Here is a 4,841-nt window from a genome sequence, read left to right as displayed (position 1 = left end):
TTCGTAGACTGAGCCGTCGCCCCCCGCGACGACCCCTTCGACGTCGCCGGCGTCGAGACCCCGCACCACCCGCGCGAACGGCGCCCCCACCCGTTCCGCGGCGCCCGAACCCGCCACCGGAAGGCACCGCCCGATGATCGATCGCGATCGCTTCCCCATCGACGAGTGGCGACTCGTCGAAACCGAGTTCTCGATCGACGACGTGGGGGTCACCGAGACCCTCTTCGCCGTCGGGAACGGCTACCTCGGCCTGCGAGGAAACTCGATCGAGGGCCGCTTCGCCCAGGAGCAGGGCACCTTCATCAACGGGTTCCACGAGACCTTCCCCATCCGCCACGCCGAGCAGGCGTACGGCTTCGCCGAGGTCGGGCAGACCATCATCAACGCCCCGGATGCCAAGGTCATGCGCGTCTACGTCGACGACGAGCCGCTGTCGCTCGACGTGGCCGACGTCCGCGAGTACGAGCGCGTGCTCGACATGCGCCAGGGCATCCTGCGCCGCAACCTGCTGTGGGTGACGCCCTCGGGCAAGCGCGTGCGCATCGAGGACGAGCGCTTCGTGTCGTTCGACGAGAAGCACCTGGCCGTGTTGCGACTGACCGTGACGGTGCTCGATGCCGATGCGCCGGTCGTGGTCAGCAGCCAGCTGCTGAACCGCCAGGACGGCGAGGGCATCTACGGCGGATCGCCCATGGCATCCGGCAAGAGCGGGTTCGACCCCCGTAAGACCGAGAAGCTGTCGGATCGCGTGCTGCAGCCGCGCGAGTACTGGCAGGACGGCAACCGCTCCGCGCTCAGCTACGAGGTGAGCGAGTCGCACATGACGCTCGCCGTCATCGCCGACCACCTCGTCGACACGCAGAACGAGTACACCGCGCGTCAGCTCGTCGAGCCCGACATCGCCAAGAACGTCTTCCGCGTGCACGCCCGTGCCGGCGTCCCGACCACGATCACCAAGCTCGTCAGCTACCACACCTCGCGGGGCGTGCCCACGGGCGAACTGCTCGACCGCTGCCGCCGCACGCTCGACCGCGCCGTCGAGACCGGCGTCGACGGCCTGGTCGACAAGCAGATCGCCTGGTACGCCGACTTCTGGGACCGTTCCGACGTGCGCATCGGCGGACACGGCGACCTGCAGCAGGCCACCCGCTGGTGCCTGTTCCAGCTCGCGCAGGCCGCGGCCCGCGCCGACGGCCAGGGCGTGCCCGCCAAGGGCGTGACCGGTTCGGGCTACAGCGGCCACTACTTCTGGGACACCGAGGTGTACGTGCTGCCGTTCCTGGCGTACACGTCGCCGCTGTGGGCGCGGAACGCCCTGCGCATGCGCTCGCTCATGCTGCCCGCCGCGCGCAAGCGCGCGCACCAGCTCAACGAGGCCGGCGCCCTCTTCCCCTGGCGCACGATCAACGGCGAAGAGGCCTCGGCCTATTACGCCGCCGGCACCGCGCAGTACCACATCAACGCCGACGTCGCCTTCGCTCTGGCGAAGTACGTCCGCGCCACCGGCGACGAGGAGTTCCTCGCGCGCGAGGGCGTGGACATCGCCGTCGATACGGCGCGCCTGTGGTCGACGCTCGGCTTCTGGCGCTCGAGCGACAACGCCGAGGACGGCGAGCACGACTCGTTCCACATCCACGGAGTCACCGGGCCCGACGAGTACACCACCGTCGTCAACGACAACCTCTTCACCAACGTGATGGCGCGGTTCAACCTGCGCTTCGCCGCCCGCACCGTGCGCGACCTCGCCGACAACGACCCCGATGCCTACGCCCGTATGGCCGACCGCATGAACCTCGACCCCTCGGAGCCCGAGGGGTGGGAGCGCGCCGCCGAGGCGATGCACATCCCGTTCAGCGAGGCCCTCGGCATCCATCCCCAGGACGCGGTCTTCCTCGAGCGCGAGATCTGGGACCTCGAGAACACCCCGCCCGACCAGCGTCCGCTGCTGTTGCACTTCCACCCGCTGGTGATCTACCGGTACCAGGTGCTCAAGCAGGCCGACGTGGTGCTCGCGCTATTCCTGCAGGGCAATCACTTCACGGATGCCGAGAAGCTCGCCGACTTCGAGTACTACGACCCGCTGACCACCGGCGACTCGACGCTGTCGGCGGTCGTGCAGTCGATCCTCGCCGCCGAGGTGGGCTACCAGGACCTGGCGCTGGAGTACTTCCGCCAGGCCGCGTTCGTCGACCTGGGCGACCTGCACCACAACGCCTCGGACGGCGTGCACGTCGCGTCGGCGGGCGGCGTGTGGACCGCGCTCGTCAGCGGATTCGGCGGCATGCGCGACCACTTCGGCCGTCTGACCTTCGACCCGCGCCTGCCGGCCGACTGGCCCGAGCTGTCGTACGTGCTGCACTGGCGCGGTACGCGCCTGGACATCACGCTCACGACCGAGGCGCTGACCCTGCGCGCCGGCACGTCGGGCGAGCCCGTCGCGTTCGCCGTGCGCGACGTCGACTACACCGTCGCGCCGGGGGAGACGGTCCGCGTCGCCCTGCACGGTCAGGGGCCGGTGCGTCCCGGTCGTCCCTCGATCCGCCAGCTCGAGGGCTCGGTGCGCGAGGACGGCACGCTGCTGTCGGCGTCGGTGCCGATCGTCACGGCCACCATCCCGGTCGTGAACGACGACGACGCGCCCATCCCGGTCGGCCTGGACGGCTGAGCCCTCCCTCGCGAGCGCGGCGGCACCTCTTCGGGGGTGTTGCCGCGTTCTGCGTTTCCGCAGCCGCGCGGGGGTGCGGTCACGAGAACAGGGGGACGTGACGAGAACAGGCGGATATGCGGCGGATCGTCCTGTTCTGGTGGATCGTCCTGTTCTGGTGGATCGTCCTGTTCCGGTGACGGCCCGGGGCCCGGCATCCGGGGTCCCGTCGGGCTCGGTGGACCGGGGCGGAGGCGATGTCGGAGGGACGCCGTAGGCTGGTGGAGTGACGACAGCCCTGTACCGCCGATACCGCCCCGAGGCGTTCGGCGAGATGATCGGGCAGTCGCAGGTGACCGAGCCGCTCATGACCGCGCTGCGCAGCGACCGCGTCGGTCACGCCTATCTGTTCTCGGGTCCGCGCGGCTGCGGCAAGACGACCTCGGCGCGCATCCTGGCGCGCTGCCTCAACTGCGCGGCCGGTCCGACCGACACCCCCTGCGGCGTCTGCGACAGCTGCGTCGAGCTGGGTCGCGGCGGCGGAGGCTCGCTGGACGTCGTCGAGATCGACGCGGCCAGCCACAACGGCGTCGACGACGCGCGCGACCTGCGCGAGCGGGCGATCTTCGCCCCGGCCCGCGACCGCTTCAAGATCTTCATCCTCGACGAGGCGCACATGGTCACCCAGCAGGGCTTCAACGCCCTGCTCAAGCTCGTCGAAGAGCCTCCCGCGCACGTCAAGTTCATCTTCGCGACGACCGAACCCGAGAAGGTGCTCGGCACCATCCGTTCGCGCACTCACCACTACCCGTTCCGGCTGGTCCCGCCCGCCGCGATGCTCGAGTACGTGCAAGAGCTTTGCGAGAGCGAGGGCGTCGGCGTCGAGGCCGGGGTGCTGCCGCTCGTCGTGCGCGCCGGCGGCGGATCGCCGCGCGACACCCTGTCGCTTCTCGATCAGCTGATCGCCGGTTCCGACGCGGATGCCGCGGGCCACGTCCTCGTGCGGTACGAGCGCGCGGTCGCTCTGCTGGGGTACACGCACTCCGAGCTGCTCGACGAGGTCGTCGACGCCTTCGCCGCCGGCGACGGCGGGGGAGCGTTCGCCGCGGTCGACCGGGTGGTGCAGACGGGTCAGGATCCCCGCCGCTTCGTCGACGACCTGCTCGAGCGACTGCGCGACCTCATCGTCGTCGCCGCGACCGGTGCGGGCGCTTCGGCCGTGCTGCGCGGCGTGCCCGACGACGAGCTCGAGCGCATGGCCCGTCAGGCCACGGCGTTCGGGGTCACGCGCCTCTCGCGCACGGCCGACCTCGTCGTCGCCGCGCTCGACGAGATGACCGGGGCGACCTCTCCGCGCCTGCAGCTCGAACTGCTCGTCGCCCGCGTGCTGACGCACGCGGGGTCGGCGCAGGGAACATCGCCCGCCGTCGCGCACGACCTCGACGTCGCGCGCACCGGGTCCGCGACCGTGGCCCCCGCAACCGGTCGACCCGCCTCTCCCGCCGCCGACATCGCCGCGCCGGGTGACGCTCCGGCGCGCTCGGCCGTGGCGTCGCCGGGGGCGGCGTCGGCCGGGGCGCCGCCGCGCGTGGCGTCACCCGCCGCTCCGCGCATCGCCGCTCCGGGGGCGGGGTCGCCGCCGGTGGCGTCGCCGGGTGCGGCTGCTGCGGGTGTCGCGTCTCCGGGTGTGGCCTCTCCGGGTGTCGCGTCGCCGACCGTGGCTGCGCCCGGCGTGGCTCAGCCGGGTGTGGCTCAGCCGGGTGTGGCTCAGCCGCTCGTGGCGTCGCCGACCGTCGCTCAGCCGGCGGTCGCGTCGCCGGGCCCGGCGTCGCCGACTGCCGCTCAGCCGACCGTGGCCCGGCCGGACGCGGCTTCGTCCGCGGGTGCCGCGCCGAGCGTGGCACCGTCCGGGTCGTCGGGTCCTTCGTCGCCCCGTCAATTCGCTTCGGCGCCCTCGCGCGCGTCCGAGCCGGCTCCGCCGGTCCCGACCGACGACGACGCTCCGCCGCCCTTCACCGACGACGACGCGCCCCCTCCCTTCGACGAGGACGCGCACCCCTTCGACACCGCGCCCACTCCCGGCTCGCCGTCGCGCGAGGTCGGCCCCGACGAGTCCGAAGCCCCCGCACGGGCGCAGTCTGGGCGTCCGACGGCCCCGCTGACGACCGGCGCGCCCGCGCGCGGTTCGGCGGAGCCC

At 72.2% G+C, this 4,841-nt stretch carries 2 protein-coding genes; both read left to right on the top strand.

The features are described from left to right. Window positions 1–133 precede the first annotated feature (133 nt). Window positions 134–2,665 (top strand): glycoside hydrolase family 65 protein, encoded by a 2,532-nt coding sequence (locus tag DBR36_RS11440; RefSeq protein ID WP_108319489.1) that lies wholly within the window; start codon window positions 134–136, stop codon window positions 2,663–2,665. A gap of 265 nt (window positions 2,666–2,930) precedes the next feature. Beyond that, the coding region (locus tag DBR36_RS11435; RefSeq protein WP_146185334.1) for a DNA polymerase III subunit gamma and tau at window positions 2,931–4,841 on the top strand (1,911 nt) is incomplete at its 3' end.

Source organism: Microbacterium sp. HMWF026, assembly GCF_003061325.1.
In the GTDB taxonomy this organism is placed as follows: Bacteria; Actinomycetota; Actinomycetes; order Actinomycetales; family Microbacteriaceae; genus Microbacterium; species Microbacterium testaceum_E.
Note: the sequence above shows the minus strand (reverse complement) of the source record. Positions and strands in the feature narration are given on the sequence as shown.